A 14,792-nucleotide genomic window follows, 5' to 3' on the forward strand; every position below is an offset into this window, starting at 1 on the left:
TGCCCTTTCTTATGGAGGCCGGCCCATCTACCGTGTATGTCGGGCCGAATGCTCGCCGAGGTCGAAGTGTTCGGTCCTCGGTCCTGTCAAGTACAGCCACACGCTGACGAGGAGTGGTCAGTGTCGTCGGTCTCTCGGAGCGCAACGAGTGGCGATGCCGACCGCGTTCTCGAAGAGTTCACGCTCAAGGGCGGTGATGACCACCCGGGAGCGCTACAGAGCGAACTCCCGAATGTGGACCATGTCTTCGCTTACGACCAGCGACACGTCTTCCAGGTGTCCCGGGCGGCCGAACAGGGTTGTGTCTGTGAACGTATCGAAGCGGCCGGCTGTGTCGTCCAGAAGTTCACGGCGGATACCGAATCCATCGTTGTCACGTTTCTCGTCGACGATATGCCGACTCTGCGGGATATCGTTGCCGACCTCCAGTCGGAAGGCGAGACCGTCAAACTACGGCGGCTACTCGAAGACACGTCCACGGAGACGGATCAGCCGGTCGTGCTCGACCGCGCGAAACTGACCAATCGCCAGCGCGAGGTGCTGAGCCAGGCCCACCAGATGGGGTACTTCGAGCATCCGCGCGATGCGACTGCCGGCGACGTGGCCGAAGCGCTTGACATCTCCACCTCGACGTTCACCGAACATCTCGCCGCCGCCCAGCGGAAACTCCTCGACGACCTGCTTGACTCCCGCTGAGTGGGACCGCTCCACTTCATGTCAGCGATACAGAGGCATTTCACAGCAGTTATTCCAGCCGGCATGCGAGGTGCCACCGCCGCCAATGACACTGGAACTTGGTCCCCTCACTCGAACACTGTCAGTCCCGTACTACGAAGACGCCCTCCCAGCGCACGACCAGTTTCACGCCAAGCGAGTCCGAGACGTCGCGCTTCGGCTCGCGGGGCACTGCGACGGCTCGGTCGACCGGGATGTCCTTGCCGCGTCGGCGTGGCTCCACGATATCGGTCGGCCCCGGGAGCGGGCCGGTGAAATCGATGACCACGACGAATGGGCCACGGCGGAAGCCGCGCAACTACTCGCGGCCGAAGACGTGAAGCCCGACCGAATCGACCGTGTCAAACACTGTATCCGAGCACACAGTATCCGCGCGAGTTCTCCGGAGCCGAGAACGCTGGAGGCGAAACTCCTCTTCGATGCGGACAAACTGGACGCTGCCGGGGCACGCGGACTCGTCCGACTGGCCTGTATCGTCGGCGAGCGATCTGGGCGGACGGGTAAGAAATACGCTGTCATCGATGACACGTCAGATACTGACCTCGAATCGTCGGATCATCCGGATATCACGCTGCTTCGGGAATGGGCCCGAGAACGTCTAGATATGCTGTACACCCACCCCGGCCGCCGTCTCGGTCGGACTCGTCGGGAATTCATGGACGAGTTTTTCACTCGATTCGACGGTGAAATCGGGGGTACGCGGGAGTGGTAAGCGGCGTCCGGTCGTGACCGATAGACCCTCGACCGGCGGAGCCCGAATCCGACCGCATTGATGTCGACTGACGCTGCAGCGGTTTCGGCTGGGAACTCCATCTCTGAGGCACGGAACCCTTTACCCTCGCCCCGGCGACACTGCATCTATGACCGAGTTCGACGCCGAGAAGTTCGACGAGAAGTACGTCCACTACTTCGAGGAGCTCGAAACGGCGTATTCGAACGCGTACCAGGAGCTACACGGGCAGTACGATTCCGAGGTCCTTCGCGGGATCGACCGGCAGATTCTCAGCGAGAGCGAGCCGGTGTACGAGGGGGACGGGACGTTCAGCATCCGGCTGCCCGACGACACTGCGGCGCGTGCACAGTCTCTCCCGGGCGACGAAGCGACGTTCGACACAGTGCTGTCGGCGTTCACCGACGCCATCGAGCGCGAGCTCTGTCGGCTGTTCGAGTTCGAGTAACCCCGAGTTCTGCCCGACGGATCGCTCGATAGCGGGCGTGCACAGCCTGTCTGTCACCCCTTCCAGCAGTGCTCGGCCCGACGGATCGAAAACACCAGAATCAATGCAGTTCCGGTGCTAGCTGAACCAATTATACTAATGGCGACCGATTCAGATCTTCACTGTCTCTTTACGGCTTCCGTCGAGGAGCAGAACGACTCGTACGTGGTCGAGATTCCGAAACAAGAAGTCGAACTGGGAACGCTGGCCCCCGAGACGCTGTACCGGATTGCACTGTTCCAGTCGGCGGCTTCGGCACCCACTCCCCAGTCACAGTCTCATTCCAGTCCCGAGCCTCGGTCTAATTCCCAATCGGAGCCCGAGCCTCAGTCCAATTCCCAATCCAAGTCTGAGACCCAGTCCGATTCCCGGTCCGACGGGCGGAGCAGGGAACCGGAGTTCGCACCGTCGTCCCCGCCAGTTGCCGAGGGTGAAACGCGCGTGGTCGAGATCGAAAACATCGGCGACAAAGGCGACGGGGTCGCGCGTATCGACGGCGGGTACGTCGTCATCGTCTCTGACGCAGATGTCGGGGAGCGTCTCCGCGTCGAGATGGATCAGGTCCGCGAGAACGTGGCCTTCGCGGAGGTCGTCGAGCGCCTGCCGTACTACGAGTAAGCCGCTGACCTCTCGGCCCCAGACCTGGCTTGGCGCGGTGCCGGGGCCGCCGTCCGACCGCCGGTCACCGGCCAAACAGCCGAGGGTATATTTCTCCGCCGACTGTCGTTTCGGGTATGGGACACGACCATGACGAGGCAGCCAGCGACAGCGAGGCGGGCCACGAACACGCAGAGCACGGCCATGACAGTGACCACGACCACAGTCATGGAGAGCACGACTACGACGCCCACGACGACCATCACGCCCACGACGCCGAAGGGGTTGAAATAGGGGTCCTCACGGTCTCGACCTCGCGAACGCTGGACGACGACCCTGCCGGCAACATCATCGCCGCGGCCTGCGAGGACGCGGGCCACGAAATCGCCGAGCGCCGCCTCGTCGCGGACGAGATGGACGCTATCGAGGACGCCGTCGCCGATCTGCTGGATGACGGCGTCGACGTCGTCCTGACGACCGGCGGGACCGGACTCACGCCCGATGACGTGACCGTTGACGCCATCGAACCGTTGTTCGACCGGCCGGTTCCCGGTTTCGGCGAACTGTTCCGCTGGCTCTCATACGAGGAGGTCGGGCCGATGGCGATGGCGTCGCGAGCGACCGCCGGCGTCGTCGATGACCGACTGGTGTTTTGCCTGCCCGGGAGCGAGAACGCTGCCCGAACGGGCGCGGAGAAACTCGTCGCGCCAGCCGTGGGTCACCTGCTCGGCCTCGTCCGTCGGTAACGCGGCCCCGCACGGTTCCGCCGGTACGCGGACCCGCACCCGCACGGTTTTGGGCCGGCGTCGGCTACAGGGAGGCATGCCCGAGGAGTTCACGCACGTCGACGAGGACGGGGACGCACAGATGGTGGATGTGGGAGACAAGGCCGAGAGCCAGCGCCGCGCGGTCGCACGCGGACAAATTCGGCTCACCGAGTCCACGCTGGCGGCCATCGACGCCGACGAGGTGGAGAAAGGCGACGTGCTGACGACGGCCCGCATCGGCGCGATTCAGGCGGTCAAGCACACCTGGGAGACAGTGCCGATGTGCCACCAGATTCCTATCACGAACGTCGAAGTCGAGTTCACCGTCGGCGACGCGGCCGTCGAAATCACCGTTGCCGTCGAGACGGTCGGCAAGACCGGCTGCGAGATGGAGGCGCTGGAGGGCGTGACGACCGGCCTCAACGTCGTGTGGGACATGGTGAAGGCAAACGAGAAAGACGAGGACGGCGAGTACCCCGCGACGGCCATCGAAGACATCCGCGTGGTCGAGAAGACCGTCGACCGGTGAGCACGGCTACTGGCGACGGATTCGGGGCTGCCATGAAAAAGGTCTATCTACGTCGCCCCGTTACCGGTGTGCATGCAAGTCCTCGGTATCGTCGGCCACTCCGAGTCGGGGAAGACCACGCTGGTCGAGCGGCTGACCCAGCGGCTCTCCGGGTCCGGACGCGTCGCGACGGTCAAACACTGCACGCACGCCCCGGACGTCGACACGGACGGAAAAGACACGGCTCGCCACCGCGACGCCGGCGCGGCCGAGACGGTCGCGCTCACCGACGACGGCGAGTGGTACGCGACGGGCGAATCCCGAACGCTCGATGAGACGCTGGACGCGCTCGCGCCCGATTACGACTACGCACTTGTCGAGGGATATTCGGACGCGAGCATCCCGAAGGTCGTTCTGGACGACCGCGAGGTCGCCGACCCCGTCGTGCATCGCGCACCCCACGGCGCGGACGCCGATCTCGACGACATCGTCGCGGCGATGGAGGAACGGGACCCCTACATCACGCTGGAGACGCTCGTAGCGGACGTAAAGCGGGATCCGGACGAAGTCTACTCCGGCGCAATTGCGACCTTCACCGGGCGCGTCCGCGCACAGGAGGGACCGGAGGACCAGCCGACGGAACTGCTTGAGTTCGAGCGCTACGACGAGGTCGCCACAGAGAAGATGGCCGCGCTCCGGCGGGACCTCGAAGCGCGGGACGGCGTCTACGCGGTTCGCCTGCACCACAAGACCGGGGTAGTCGACGCTGGCGAGGACATCGTCTTCGTGGTCATCCTGGCCGGCCACCGGGGCGAGGCGTTCCGTGCTGTCGAAGACGGCATCAACCGTCTCAAGGAGGAGGTGCCGCTGTTCAAGAAAGAGGTCACCGTCGACGAGGAGTTCTGGGCGCACGAGCGGTAAGTCGGCGGCGCGATTTTTACAACGCCGACCGTTATCGCCACGGTGTCGCCCGCAGCGCATGGACTATCAGCAGCGTCCCGAGCGCGACGCTCAGCAGGACCACTGCCACGGGAAGCGCCGCGTCCAGTCCGTCCGAGATGAACGAGGCCCAGATCTGGACCGGCAGCGTCCGCGGGTAGTACGCCAGCATCATCGTCGCGCCGAACTCGCCCATCGCGCGGGCGAAGGTCAGTACGAGGCCGGCGAGCAGGCCGGGCTTTGCGAGCGGCACCGTCACCGAGCGCATCGTCCCGACCCAGTCACGGCCCAGCGACCGGGAGGCCTCTTCGAGGTGGTCGTCGATGCCGTCGAAGGCGGCCTTGGCGGTGACGACGAAGAACGGCGACGCGACGAACGTCTGGGCGGCGACGACGCCCAGCAGCGACCGGGTCAGCGCCAGGTCGGTAAGGCCGCCGAGTCCGTTCGGGCCGACGACGGTCAACAGCAACATCCCGCTGACGATCGGTGGGAGGACGAGCGGCAGGACGACGACCCCCATCGCGGCGGTCGCCAGCGCGCCGGTGTTCTTCGAGAGCCAGTAGGCCAACGGCAGGCCGAACACGACGGCGATGGTGGTACTGCCGAGCGCGGCGACGAGCGACGTGATTGCGGCGTTGATGACGTACGTCTCGGTCAGACTCGTCAGTAGCGCTGTCGGGGAGTACGTGAGCACGAGCACCATCACCGGGACGACGAAATACAGGAGCAGCACCGCTCCCAGGACGGGCACGAGTTCCCGCACGCCGACCGCGTGGCCGGCTCTGGTCTCACCGCGTGACAGTACTCGGGACATCTCCCACTAGTCGAGGATACGCCTGACGGACGGTAAATCCGTGTGGTGCGAGCCAGTCGCCGGACAGGACTGTTTCGAAGGCTGTACGCGTCGCTTCTTGCTCGTCACGGCGGACGGCTCCGTACTCGATTGGGTTGCCGGCGACTGCCGTGCCGTTTGGCAGTTCGTAGCTGGTGGTCCGATACCGCTCCGCGTGTGCGGGGTCGCCGAGGTGTATCTCCGGGGGGAACTCCCGAAACGGGTAGTCCCGCTCCATTGCCATGCTCCGGTAGACGAACGCGGCGTTGACGGCTCCCGTCTCGAACTGTGCGAGCAGTTGCGTTTCCGGATAGGTCTGGTCCGGCGAGAGAACCGCCTCAGCTAGGCCGGGTTCGTCGTAGTAGTCGGCTGCGAGGGCCAGCACGAACAGGGTCCGGTAGCCAAGCGGGTCGAGCGTCGGGTCGGTGCGGCCCAGTGAGACACTGTCCCCCCGGAGCGGGGCGTACCACGGGTCCGCCTCCGCGACGCGCGTCCCGCCGCCCGTCTGAGGGTTGTACGCCAACACCATCTCGTTGCTGGCGACCACAGCGTGCCAGGCGGTGTCCATGACCCGGTCGAACAGGGTCGGATCCGCCAGCGCGACGATAGCCGGGTCGCGCTTCCCGTCGGCGACCAGACGCGCGGCCTGAACAGAGCCGCGGGCTTCGACAGCGACCTCCACGTCTGTTTGGGTTTGTAGCGTCTCACTGGCCGCCTTTTGTAAACTCCCCGCGACCAGCACGTCCACCCGCTCCCGACCGAACGACCCACAGCCTGCCGTCGCGGCGATACCACTCCCCAGCGCCGTGAGTACTGCGCGGCGGGTCCGGCGGGCCATTGTTCGTCTATTTCCTGTTCGCGTACATCGGTGTTGGGGTCGGTCCCAGTATTGACAGGGTCTCTTTACCGCGACCGATCACCGCAGCTTTATAACCAAGTAGTATAACCTAGTGATTATGACGCAGCTAGCAGCGGCCCGGAACGGAACCGTCACCGAGGCGATGGCGCGAGTCGCAGAGCGCGAAGGTGTCGAACCGGAGTTCGTCCGGCAGCAAGTCGCCGATGGACAGGCGGTGATTCCCGCAAACGTCGGTCACGACTCACTGGACCCGATGATTATCGGCCGGGAGTTTGCGACGAAGGTCAACGCAAACATCGGCAACAGCGAGGAGACGAGCGACATCGAGGGCGAACTGGAGAAGCTCCACACCGCTGTCCACTATGGCGCGGACACGGTGATGGACCTCTCGACAGGGAATAACCTCGACGAGATACGGTCGGCCAACGTCCGGCATTCGCCGGTCCCCATCGGAACAGTTCCCATCTACGAGGCGGTCAAGCGCGCCAGCGACCCGAGCGAGATTACCCACGAACTGCTGCTCGACGTCATCGAGAAGCAAGCGAAGCAGGGCGTCGACTACATGACCATCCACGCCGGCGTCCGGATGGAACACCTGCCGCTGACCGACGGCCGGAAGACGGGCATCGTCTCCCGGGGCGGCTCTATCCTCGCCCAGTGGATCGAGGAGAACGGCATGGAGAACCCGCTGTACACGAAATTCGAGGCCATCTGCGAGATATTCCGCGAGTACGACGTGACCTTCAGCCTCGGCGATGGCCTCCGGCCGGGCTGTCTCGCCGACGCCGGCGACGACGCGCAGTTCGCCGAACTGGACACGCTCGGGGAACTCACGCGGACCGCCTGGGAGCACGACGTGCAGGTGATGGTCGAAGGGCCGGGCCACGTCCCGATGGATCAGGTCGCCGAGCAAGTCGAACGTCAGCAGGAGGTCTGTGACGGCGCGCCCTTCTACGTCCTCGGCCCGCTCGTGACCGACGTTGCGCCGGGATACGACCACATCACGAGCGCCATCGGCGCGACGGAGGCGGGCCGTGCTGGTGCGGCGATGCTCTGCTACGTCACGCCCAAAGAGCATCTCGGCCTCCCGGAGCAGTCCGACGTGCGGGACGGGCTTGCGGCCTATCGCATCGCCGCCCACGCCGCCGACGTGGCAAACGGGCGCGAGGGGGCGCGAGACTGGGACGACGCGCTCTCTGAAGCCCGGTACGCCTTCGACTGGCGCGAACAGTTCGACCTGGCGTTAGACCCCGACCGCGCCCGCGAGTACCACGACCAGACGCTCCCCGGTGACAACTACAAAGAGGCGCGCTTTTGCTCGATGTGCGGCGTTGAGTTCTGTTCGATGCGGATCGACCAGGACGCGCGAGAAGACGGCGACATGGAATCGATCGAGGCCGACGCTGACGACCGGACTCCCCTCGAAGACTCGTCAGCGGCAGCGGTAAACCGACCGCCGGTCGGTACCCACGACGGGGCCGATATCCCCGGCTCTGACGCCGATATGCCCGCTGATACAGAGGGGAGTGCTGACGATTAGCACGGCGGTAGTTCTTTATAATCGGTGTTCGTTTATTGAAACGATGTCAAAGAAAGTCATCGCCCTCGTCGCGGTCATGGCACTTGCCCTCGCGTACTACGTCAAGCGGTAAGGCTGCGCGAATCGACTGTATCGCCCTCTGAATCTACTGTCGGCCGCCCTGCCTACTGGTCCTCAACGGCGTCGTATGGGGTGGGGTATCCCGATGGCCGGCAGTATTCTCTCGGTCTCTGCGCTGTCAGCGACAGCGCCGTCGCTTTCCGAACTCTTACCCGGCGAACCGCCGTACCAGCGTGTATGTACGGCGTCGTCACCCGTAACGAGGAGGAGACGGAGTGGTCCGAGTTCGACCGGGCGTTCTACGAGGTCAAGGACGTGACCGGCCGCGCTGTCGAACCGATTGCCGGCGCGGTGAACATGGTGTCCTGTTTCGGCGACAACGCAGTCGAGAGCGAGGAGGACCTGCTCGCGTTCGACGACGAGGGGACACCGGCGACCCGGAACCAGCCGTACTTCGACTGGACGTACGTCTGCCCGACCCACGACCGCTACCGCGAAGGCCTGCTCGACATAATCGAGGAGGCAGCGGCCGTCAACGAGGACGTGCGCCTCGACGACGTGGGCTTCCCCCGGGACGAGTACTGTCACTGTGATCGCTGTGAGCAACGCTTTGCCGACAGCGAGTTCGAGGACTGGTCGGCCTGGCGCAGTAACGTCATCACGGAGTTCGTCGCCGAGGCTCGCGAGCGCGTGCCCGGCGAGATGTACCTCACGCTGTATCCCGACCCTTATCCCGGCCACCTCGAAGCCCGCTCCGGCGTCGCCGTCGACGACATCGCCGAGTTCGTCGACGAGTTCGTCGTCCCCATCTACGACATGGCGTACTCGACGACCTACTGGCTGGAGATTCTCGCAAAGGGCTGGCAGGACCGTCTCTCGACCCCGTTCAGCATCGAACTGTACGCCGTCGACGTGGACGTCGACGACCTCTCGAAGGCCGTCGAAGTGGCCGAAGAGTACGCCGAAACCGTGCTGTTCGGCTACGACGCCAGCAACGCTCGCGCGACCATCCGGCGGATGAACGCCGACGCTCGCGAAGGCCAGTCGTTCGGCCCGGAGTAACCCGTGCAGTTTCAGCGGATTACGCCCCGCCGCCGAACCGCCGCCCGCGCCACTGCAGAATCTCTTCGCGGTCGCGCGTATCGGCCGGCAGTTCGTCGAACCACCGGGCTTCACTGATTTCATGATCTGGGTCATTGACTGCGATGTCGGTCGTCTCCGCTCGCGCCTCGTACACCGGCAGCACGCCCCAGGCCATGTTCCCGTCACAGTAGAACTCGACCCGTCCGAGCAGCCCCAGTCCCTCGATGGCCGCTTCGATGCCGCTTTCCTCGCCTAACTCCCGCAGTGCGGCCTCCTGCAGGGATTCACCGGCATCGAGTTCGCCGCCGGGCAGTACCCACATGTCGACGCCCTCGTGGCGGACGAGCAGGAGTTCACCGGTGGGCCGGTAGGCGAGCGTGTGCGCCCCGTACGGTGCGCCGTGGTCCCGAGCGACAGCGGCCACGTCCCGGAACCGATTCCGCGGGACGTTACGGTGGCGCGTGAACTCGATGTAGCCGCTGTACTGCTCCCGGAGCTGGTGATACGTCTGCTCGGCGGTCTGACACGCCCCGTCGGAGAGGTACCACAGGTCGTCGACGCTCGTCATCTGTGTCCTATCTGTGTCTGACACCTCGACGAAACAACCGTCTTGACGGGGGAGAGCGGTGGACTGATCATGTCGATGGTTAGTCGAGAGAGTCCCATAACAGTTGTTGTGACGTATCGGCTGCCGTGGCGTATCTCAGGGGGGTTTCGAAACCGAATCCGTTGTGCCACTGACACTGGTGGAGAGCTTGCAAACGCGGATACATATCTGGTCCGGCTCATTCGAAGCGAAACACGGGAAGAGGCCCGAACAAGGATAGCCACGCTCCCGTGTAGCAGGAACTCATTGGCTGTTTCGACGACCTGACGGATTGTTCTACCCACTCGATCTGTACGCCTTTGCGTTCCGTGGTTGATGGAACGCATGTGACTGTAGAATGATCTGACACTTAATTCTATCTATCTAAGAAAATATTTAGACAAGTCTAATCATGGCCATGCCTTTCGCAACGGAAGCGACAGGGAACACCAAGATCGGTCAGCCCTGATCAGCGTACCCCTGGCTTTGGGCTGATCGAGGTTTGTCGCGGTCCTGATTGTCAGATCTGGGCCGTGTCACAGGGACATTTTCCCACCACGTCCGCGACTGGGCCGAGCAAACCTGAATCAGTCCCTTTTTGACGAGCCACCGAGTACCGCCCAGTATGGCATTCGAAGAGGACGACAGCGTTATTCTCCACGACGAGCACAGCGACTACGACGGCGAGGAAGGCACCATCACGCAGGTCGTCGAGACGATGTTCGGCGACGCCAACTACACGGTCTCCTTCGAGGACGGACAGGAGCAGGGCGTCCCCGAAGACAACCTCGAAGCCGCCGAGGACGAGTAGGGCTTCAATGTCGTCGGTTCCGTTCCACTACGTCGACCTCCGGACATTCTGTTATGCGACAGAGGACGACAAGCGTGTTGAGGGAGCGCTCCGAACGTTCCTGCCTGAGGACTACCCTATCGAGCGCGCACAGAGCGAGGGGCACTACGGCGACCGGATCGTCGTCCTCTCGGCTCGCGTCGAGAACGCTGACGATATCCGGCACGTACTCACGCAGGTCGCGTCAGCGCCGGATATCGACGCAGTGCGTGCGGAACTGGACGACCGGGTCGACGACAACTGTTCGTTCTTTCTCACCTTCGACAAACAGGCCGCGTTCGGGGGGAGCGTCGAACGCGGCGACGGCATCACGCTCCGGGCGAAAGTCGAGGCCTACCCCGCAAAGCGGGAGAGGGCCGTCGCAAACGCCCGCGAACTCCTAGAGGAGTTGTGATGTACGAGGCCGTCTACGCCCATCCCGACGGCGACAGCACCGTCGCCCGGCACGCGCTGACGGCCGCTGACTCGGGCTACGACGGCATCGTCGTCAGGAACCACGGCGACGCGCAGGCGGACTACGACGCCGACGCTATCAGCGATGCGTACGACATCGACGTCGCCGCCGGCGTCGAGGTCCGGGCGGACGACCCCTCGCGAGCGAGCGGTTTCGTCGGGAACTACCGGAGCGACCGGACGGTCGTCGTCGTCCACGGCGGCGACCGCCGCATCAATCGGTTCGCTGTCGAGCAACCGACCGTCGACGTGCTCGCCCACCCGATGCGCGAGGACGGCGATTTCAACCACGTTCTGGCGAACGCGGCGGCCGACAACGGCGTCCGCGTCGAGTTCGACTTCGGCCCGGTGCTCCGGGCCTCCGGCGGCACTCGCGTCCGAGCCATCAAAGAACTGCGGAAGCTCAGGGAACTGGTCGAGGACGCCGGCGCACCGTTCGTCGTCTCGGCATCGCCGAGTAACCATCTCCAGATTCGCGCACCGCGGGATCTCATCGCGGTCGGGGAGACCATCGGCTTCGACGCTGATACCCTCCGAAAGGGCCTGGCAGAGTGGGAGCGGGTCGCGGAGCGCAACCGCGAGCGCCAGAGCGACGCCGTCATCGAACCGGGCGTCCGACTGGAAGACGACGACCAGGGCGACGAAACGTAGCGGGTGCTGTTCTGACGTATAACAACCCTGCTACCTTCGTTCTGTAGCGACCCGGACAGCTGCCAGACACATTGAGCCGACAAACCACTCCGATAGCCCCACCCCGGAACTGACGGGGGGACGTATCACCAAAGGCGTTTCCCGGAGTGTGTTTTTCGAGCGACATCGATCCCGCAGTAGCTGCGTGCCTATTGGGTGGACGCCGCGCTCCTGAATGCCGACACCTCGCCGGAGACGGCGATCCGCTGTTGCTCGTCGATGTCCAGCTGGAGCGTCAGCGTCGCCGACCGAACTGGCTCGGGCGTTTCGACGATGTCTTGATGTCGATACGTCCCTGCAGGGAGACACGCCTCGGCCGCGGCAGCCGTATAAATATCGTACTCTCCGGATCACTCGTCGTTTGGCGTCAGCTCCCGGTATTGTATCGAACTCTGGATCCCTTCTCTCCCGTCCGCTTGGTACCGCCAGCACCCTGCTGATGTCTGTACGGGGTCGGCTCGCAGTACGCCCCGACTCTTCGGATCAAACACGAGGGTGTCGGTCCGGGTCACGTCCTCACTTGGACCCGTATCGGTAAACAGCAGCGTCGGACCGTACCCGAGACGGACCGTTTCGCTCCCGACGTTTGTCAGCGTCGCTGCCACTCGTGCAGGGGCCGCGGCTGCTGCTTGGCGTTTAACCTCTCCGGTGAGTTCCAGTGCTGGCTGAGCCACAGTTTTCGGTGACTGCGTTGTGGGTGGCTCTGTATCCATTGACGAGCATCCCGTGACGAGTCCACCGAGTGTAACACCAGCCAGCCGAAGCACTGACCGTCGGAACAAATCCACAGTGAATTATGATTTCTGGTCGCTAAGTGTTTTGTGGATTGGTCAAAAGACGAATACAACGGCCCTGTGTGCGAGAAATACTACCGGGTAAGGACCCACACCGGTACAAAGAACGCCAGCGCGTGACTGACGAGTCGTACCTCCTTCAAAGTCAGTAGCTACACCACACTGCTCATTGTCCTCCGCCCCAACGCTGGCGTATGAAACACCTCCCGAAGCATCTCCGGCCCCGGTGGCGCTATCTGGCCGTCGGTATCGAGACGTGGCCGACAGCGTCGCTGGACCGTCGGGCGTTCCAGCGGGCGGTGTGGTACGCCGCCCAGAACCTGCTGGGCGACACCGGCAGCGCCGAGACGGACATGACCGTCCTCCAGTTCCACGACTACGACGGCACGGCCGAGGCCATCGTCCGGACCAGACGCGGCCAGACAGACCCAGCGCGGGCCGCACTGACCTGTCTGGAGAGCGTCGACGGCGATGAGGTTCGGGTCCGTGTCCGGGGGATTAGCGGCACTGTGCGTGCCTGTGAAGAAAAGTATATACGCGGGCCGCCGGAAGCCACTGAACAGAGACACGTCGTGTTCGAGAACGCAGACCGGAGCGCTACTGTTCGGCCTCCGCGCTACGATGTCGAAGCGGCCTCCGGCGGCGCGTTCGTCGGCGCGACAGCACTCGATTTCCGATAACTATGCAGGGACAAAATCAACAGCAGGCCTACGACCGCGGGATTACTATCTTCTCGCCGGACGGACGCCTCTACCAGGTCGAGTACGCCCGCGAAGCGGTCAAACGCGGCACAGCAAGCATCGGCGTCAGAACGAGCGACGGCGTCGTTCTCGCCGTGGACAAGCGCATCCGGTCGCCGCTGATGGAGCGCTCCTCGGTCGAGAAGATCCACAAGGCCGACGACCACATCGGCATCGCCTCGGCCGGCCACGTCGCCGACGCCCGACAGCTCATCGACTTCGCCCGCCGCCAGGCGCAGGTGAACCAGCTGCGCTACGGCGAGCCGGTCGGCGTCGAGACCCTCACCAAGGAAATCACCGATTACATCCAGCAGTACACGCAGGTCGGCGGCGCGCGCCCGTTCGGCGTTGCGCTCATCATCGGCGGCATCGTCAACGGCGAGCCGCGCCTGTTCGAGACCGATCCCTCCGGGACGCCCTACGAATGGAAGGCCCTCGCTGTCGGAGCCGACCGCGGCGACATCCGGGATTACCTCGAAGAGCACTACGACGAGGGGATGGACCTCGACGAGGGCGTCGACCTCGCGCTGGCCGCTCTCGCGTCGGTCAACGAGGACGGGCTCACGCCGGAAGGCATCGGCGTCGCCACGGTCGACGTCGAAACGGAGACGTTCGGCCAGCTGACCGACGAGGAGAAGGAGACTCACCTCGCGGAGGCCGACCTCCTTGATACCGGTGAAGACGCGGACGACGAAGGCGAAGACGCCACCGAAGAGTAACCCTTCCGACAGCCCTCGCGGGCGACTGGACTTTTTCTGTCCGACCACGCAGTAAGGCCTTTAACTGGCCCACTGCTACCGACGGGTATGATATCGCTTGACGAGGCGGTGACGGCGCGCCTCGAATCCCACGGCCAGCGGTTCGAGGTACTGGTGGATCCGGACGCGGCGCTAGCGATAAAACGTGATGACTTCGACGGCGACCTCGAGGACGTTATCGCCGCGGAGGACGTGTTCGAGGACGCCTCGCGGGGGACCGACCGCCCGAGAATATGCTCGAAGAGGTGTTTGACACCACTGATCCGATGGCCATCATCCCCGAAGTCATCAAGCGGGGGGAGATACAGATCACGGCCGACCAGCGCCGCGAGATGCAGGAACAAAAGCACAAACAGCTCATCCAGCGGATCACGCGCAACGCGGTCAACCCACAGATGGACGACGCGCCGCACCCGCCGGAGCGCATCGAATCCGCGCTCGAAGAGACGGACTTCAGAGTCGACCCGATGGAACCCGTCGAGGCGCAGGTCGACGACGCCCTCGATGCGCTCCGGCCGGTCATTCCGATCCGGTTCGACGAGGTCACCGTCGCCGTGCAGGTCCCCGCGGACTACGCTGGGAGCGCCCAGGCACAGATCCGACAGTTCGGCGACCTCGAACGCGAGGAGTGGCAGTCCGACGGCTCGTGGGTCGGCGTCATGACGTTCCCGGCCGGCCTACAGAACGACTTCTACGACGTGGTGAACGAACACACCAGCGGCGAGGCAGAAACCCAGATAATCAAAGACGAAGACGACATCAGTACGCGCTAACGCCGCGGCGT

At 64.1% G+C, this 14,792-nt stretch carries 19 protein-coding genes and 1 pseudogene; 16 read left to right on the top strand and 4 right to left on the bottom strand.

Annotated elements, in window-relative coordinates; genetic code table 11:
- Window positions 1–36: 36 nt before the first annotated feature.
- The 7 genes from Har1131_RS08845 (at window position 37) to Har1131_RS08875 (ending at window position 4,745) form a co-directional block, all read left to right on the top strand.
- Entirely contained in the window at window positions 37–696 is a 660-nt protein-coding gene (locus Har1131_RS08845; protein ID WP_050007411.1) for a helix-turn-helix domain-containing protein, read from the top strand.
- An 85-nt stretch (window positions 697–781) separates the two neighbouring features.
- Window positions 782–1,447, top strand: a complete 666-nt coding sequence (locus Har1131_RS08850) for an HD domain-containing protein (RefSeq protein WP_151145971.1) — start codon at window positions 782–784, stop codon at window positions 1,445–1,447.
- A gap of 148 nt (window positions 1,448–1,595) precedes the next feature.
- Window positions 1,596–1,913, top strand: coding sequence for a DUF5783 family protein (locus Har1131_RS08855; RefSeq protein ID WP_014040593.1), 318 nt, complete (start codon window positions 1,596–1,598; stop codon window positions 1,911–1,913).
- Between the two features lie 138 nt (window positions 1,914–2,051).
- On the top strand, window positions 2,052–2,570 hold the full coding sequence (locus Har1131_RS08860) for a TRAM domain-containing protein (protein ID WP_014040592.1): 519 nt from the start codon (window positions 2,052–2,054) through the stop codon (window positions 2,568–2,570).
- A gap of 116 nt (window positions 2,571–2,686) precedes the next feature.
- Window positions 2,687–3,295, top strand: coding sequence for a molybdenum cofactor biosynthesis protein B (locus Har1131_RS08865; RefSeq protein WP_129755256.1), 609 nt, complete (start codon window positions 2,687–2,689; stop codon window positions 3,293–3,295).
- 76 nt (window positions 3,296–3,371) lie between these two features.
- Window positions 3,372–3,845 carry a cyclic pyranopterin monophosphate synthase MoaC gene (gene moaC, locus Har1131_RS08870; RefSeq protein WP_014040590.1) on the top strand — a complete coding sequence of 158 codons (474 nt, stop codon included), beginning with the start codon at window positions 3,372–3,374 and terminating at the stop codon, window positions 3,843–3,845.
- A 72-nt stretch (window positions 3,846–3,917) separates the two neighbouring features.
- On the top strand, window positions 3,918–4,745 hold the full coding sequence (locus Har1131_RS08875; RefSeq protein ID WP_014040589.1) for a molybdopterin synthase: 828 nt from the start codon (window positions 3,918–3,920) through the stop codon (window positions 4,743–4,745).
- Window positions 4,746–4,776: 31 nt separating this feature from the next.
- Here Har1131_RS08875 and Har1131_RS08880 read toward each other — a convergent pair whose 3' ends face one another.
- The gene (locus tag Har1131_RS08880) at window positions 4,777–5,577 is read right to left on the bottom strand and encodes an ABC transporter permease (protein WP_050038191.1); all 801 of its coding nucleotides are present in this window, start codon (window positions 5,575–5,577) and stop codon (window positions 4,777–4,779) included.
- On the bottom strand, window positions 5,552–6,433 hold the full coding sequence (locus Har1131_RS08885; RefSeq protein ID WP_014040587.1) for an extracellular solute-binding protein: 882 nt from the start codon (window positions 6,431–6,433) through the stop codon (window positions 5,552–5,554). The genes Har1131_RS08880 and Har1131_RS08885 overlap by 26 nt, the downstream gene beginning before the upstream one ends.
- 118 nt (window positions 6,434–6,551) lie before the next feature.
- On the opposite strand from Har1131_RS08885, the gene thiC reads away from it, so the two are divergent.
- A complete protein-coding gene (gene thiC / locus Har1131_RS08890; protein WP_050038190.1) occupies window positions 6,552–7,994 on the top strand; it encodes a phosphomethylpyrimidine synthase ThiC in 1,443 nt (480 codons plus the stop codon).
- 297 nt (window positions 7,995–8,291) lie between these two features.
- Window positions 8,292–9,116 carry a hypothetical protein gene (locus tag Har1131_RS08895; protein WP_014040585.1) on the top strand — a complete coding sequence of 275 codons (825 nt, stop codon included), beginning with the start codon at window positions 8,292–8,294 and terminating at the stop codon, window positions 9,114–9,116.
- Between the two features lie 19 nt (window positions 9,117–9,135).
- Here the strand turns inward: Har1131_RS08895 and Har1131_RS08900 are convergent, their stop codons facing one another.
- Window positions 9,136–9,705, bottom strand: a complete 570-nt coding sequence (locus Har1131_RS08900) for an NUDIX hydrolase (RefSeq protein ID WP_044951872.1) — start codon at window positions 9,703–9,705, stop codon at window positions 9,136–9,138.
- A 643-nt stretch (window positions 9,706–10,348) separates the two neighbouring features.
- Here Har1131_RS08900 and Har1131_RS08905 point away from each other — a divergent pair.
- The 4 genes from Har1131_RS08905 to Har1131_RS22520 all read left to right on the top strand — a co-directional run bounded on the left by Har1131_RS08905 (window position 10,349) and on the right by Har1131_RS22520 (window position 11,998).
- Window positions 10,349–10,534, top strand: a complete 186-nt coding sequence (locus Har1131_RS08905; RefSeq protein WP_004515500.1) for a hypothetical protein — start codon at window positions 10,349–10,351, stop codon at window positions 10,532–10,534.
- Window positions 10,535–10,541: 7 nt separating this feature from the next.
- Window positions 10,542–10,967 (top strand): RNA-binding protein, encoded by a 426-nt coding sequence (locus Har1131_RS08910; RefSeq protein ID WP_151145974.1) that lies wholly within the window; start codon window positions 10,542–10,544, stop codon window positions 10,965–10,967.
- A complete protein-coding gene (locus Har1131_RS08915; RefSeq protein WP_064287872.1) occupies window positions 10,967–11,677 on the top strand; it encodes an RNase P subunit p30 family protein in 711 nt (236 codons plus the stop codon). Before Har1131_RS08910 ends, Har1131_RS08915 begins: the two co-directional genes overlap by 1 nt.
- Before the next feature lie 195 nt (window positions 11,678–11,872).
- Entirely contained in the window at window positions 11,873–11,998 is a 126-nt protein-coding gene (locus Har1131_RS22520) for a hypothetical protein (protein ID WP_023843303.1), read from the top strand.
- Window positions 11,999–12,066: 68 nt separating this feature from the next.
- On the opposite strand, the gene Har1131_RS08920 is transcribed toward Har1131_RS22520, so the two are convergent.
- The gene (locus Har1131_RS08920; RefSeq protein WP_151145977.1) at window positions 12,067–12,429 is read right to left on the bottom strand and encodes a hypothetical protein; all 363 of its coding nucleotides are present in this window, start codon (window positions 12,427–12,429) and stop codon (window positions 12,067–12,069) included.
- Between the two features lie 275 nt (window positions 12,430–12,704).
- On the opposite strand from Har1131_RS08920, the gene Har1131_RS08925 reads away from it, so the two are divergent.
- The 3 genes and pseudogenes from Har1131_RS08925 (at window position 12,705) to Har1131_RS08935 (ending at window position 14,781) form a co-directional block, all read left to right on the top strand.
- On the top strand, window positions 12,705–13,190 hold the full coding sequence (locus Har1131_RS08925) for an Rpp14/Pop5 family protein (protein ID WP_050007415.1): 486 nt from the start codon (window positions 12,705–12,707) through the stop codon (window positions 13,188–13,190).
- A 2-nt stretch (window positions 13,191–13,192) separates the two neighbouring features.
- Entirely contained in the window at window positions 13,193–13,969 is a 777-nt protein-coding gene (gene psmA, locus Har1131_RS08930; protein ID WP_014040579.1) for an archaeal proteasome endopeptidase complex subunit alpha, read from the top strand.
- An 87-nt stretch (window positions 13,970–14,056) separates the two neighbouring features.
- A pseudogene (locus Har1131_RS08935) lies at window positions 14,057–14,781 on the top strand (ribosome assembly factor SBDS).
- Window positions 14,782–14,792 lie beyond the last annotated feature (11 nt).

The sequence above is a fragment of the Haloarcula sp. CBA1131 genome (assembly GCF_008728975.1).
Lineage (GTDB): Archaea > Halobacteriota > Halobacteria > Halobacteriales > Haloarculaceae > Haloarcula > Haloarcula hispanica.

Excerpts from the sequence above, each read along its gene's own strand:
- Har1131_RS08845 (WP_050007411.1), top strand. The coding sequence starts at position 37 with ATGTCGGGCCGAATGCTCGCCGAGGTCGAAGTGTTCGGTCCTCGGTCC.
- Har1131_RS08850 (WP_151145971.1), top strand. The coding sequence starts at position 782 with ATGACACTGGAACTTGGTCCCCTCACTCGAACACTGTCAGTCCCGTAC.
- Har1131_RS08855 (WP_014040593.1), top strand. The coding sequence starts at position 1,596 with ATGACCGAGTTCGACGCCGAGAAGTTCGACGAGAAGTACGTCCACTAC.
- Har1131_RS08860 (WP_014040592.1), top strand. The coding sequence starts at position 2,052 with ATGGCGACCGATTCAGATCTTCACTGTCTCTTTACGGCTTCCGTCGAG.
- Har1131_RS08865 (WP_129755256.1), top strand. The coding sequence starts at position 2,687 with ATGGGACACGACCATGACGAGGCAGCCAGCGACAGCGAGGCGGGCCAC.
- moaC (WP_014040590.1), top strand. The coding sequence starts at position 3,372 with ATGCCCGAGGAGTTCACGCACGTCGACGAGGACGGGGACGCACAGATG.
- Har1131_RS08875 (WP_014040589.1), top strand. The coding sequence starts at position 3,918 with ATGCAAGTCCTCGGTATCGTCGGCCACTCCGAGTCGGGGAAGACCACG.
- Har1131_RS08880 (WP_050038191.1), bottom strand. The coding sequence starts at position 5,577 with ATGTCCCGAGTACTGTCACGCGGTGAGACCAGAGCCGGCCACGCGGTC.
- Har1131_RS08885 (WP_014040587.1), bottom strand. The coding sequence starts at position 6,433 with ATGGCCCGCCGGACCCGCCGCGCAGTACTCACGGCGCTGGGGAGTGGT.
- thiC (WP_050038190.1), top strand. The coding sequence starts at position 6,552 with ATGACGCAGCTAGCAGCGGCCCGGAACGGAACCGTCACCGAGGCGATG.
- Har1131_RS08895 (WP_014040585.1), top strand. The coding sequence starts at position 8,292 with ATGTACGGCGTCGTCACCCGTAACGAGGAGGAGACGGAGTGGTCCGAG.
- Har1131_RS08900 (WP_044951872.1), bottom strand. The coding sequence starts at position 9,705 with ATGACGAGCGTCGACGACCTGTGGTACCTCTCCGACGGGGCGTGTCAG.
- Har1131_RS08905 (WP_004515500.1), top strand. The coding sequence starts at position 10,349 with ATGGCATTCGAAGAGGACGACAGCGTTATTCTCCACGACGAGCACAGC.
- Har1131_RS08910 (WP_151145974.1), top strand. The coding sequence starts at position 10,542 with ATGTCGTCGGTTCCGTTCCACTACGTCGACCTCCGGACATTCTGTTAT.
- Har1131_RS08915 (WP_064287872.1), top strand. The coding sequence starts at position 10,967 with ATGTACGAGGCCGTCTACGCCCATCCCGACGGCGACAGCACCGTCGCC.
- Har1131_RS08920 (WP_151145977.1), bottom strand. The coding sequence starts at position 12,429 with ATGGATACAGAGCCACCCACAACGCAGTCACCGAAAACTGTGGCTCAG.
- Har1131_RS08925 (WP_050007415.1), top strand. The coding sequence starts at position 12,705 with ATGAAACACCTCCCGAAGCATCTCCGGCCCCGGTGGCGCTATCTGGCC.
- psmA (WP_014040579.1), top strand. The coding sequence starts at position 13,193 with ATGCAGGGACAAAATCAACAGCAGGCCTACGACCGCGGGATTACTATC.